This window comes from Bartonella sp. AA81SXKL (assembly GCF_042196945.1).
Lineage (GTDB): Bacteria > Pseudomonadota > Alphaproteobacteria > Rhizobiales > Rhizobiaceae > Bartonella.
The window spans coordinates 1-622 of sequence record NZ_JBHIRH010000330.1; the positions used below are offsets into that span (position 1 = coordinate 1).

Below are 622 nucleotides of genomic sequence, written 5' to 3' on the forward strand. Positions count from 1 at the left end.
CATTAAATACGATTTTTTACACTATGTCAACAAAAAAATCATGATCTTGTATTTTTTTATTTTTTTACCTAAATATGCTGCTTTACAAACAAATGATGCAAATATTCCGTTCCCAAAAATCGTTTATACGTTAAAGCATTTACCATTTATTTTTTGGATAAAAATACTTCTGGAGAGCATTTAGAGCAATACGCAAAGAACTAACAAGATGTGGTAATGTTTGGTTTTCTATAACAAGATGTTGTATCGCGGCATAAAGATTATACTGTCTATAGAGGTGTTGTGCTTCTTTGATAGCCTCTTGCATGTTTGAAAACTGTTCTGTTGCAAATTTAATCCATTTTTCTTTTGCTGTCTCATCAGAAGATGAGGGCATTTTATCATAAACAGCACTTGGCAAACCTTTTGCACACGAATAGTCATTTTTCACTTCAAGATATTTTTGCGCAGCATCATATTGGTCTTGATTTATTTCGCCTTGCAAATAAAGCCGCCCGATATAGGTACCGGAAAGCGGATTTTTAGCCTCTTCTATGGTCAAACAGAAGCGTTTGGCACGCATTTCAAGTGCCAATTTATCCATGGGTTCATGCGGTGTTTTTGCTCGTGAGATGCGTCCGTT

General features: G+C 35.2%; 1 protein-coding gene. It reads right to left on the reverse strand.

Annotated features, from left to right (window positions below; all coding sequences use genetic code 11):
* Positions 1–139: 139 nt before the first annotated feature.
* Positions 140–622 (reverse strand): hypothetical protein (locus tag ACFINZ_RS11485; RefSeq protein ID WP_375701579.1); only part of this gene is annotated, 483 nt, incomplete at its 5' end.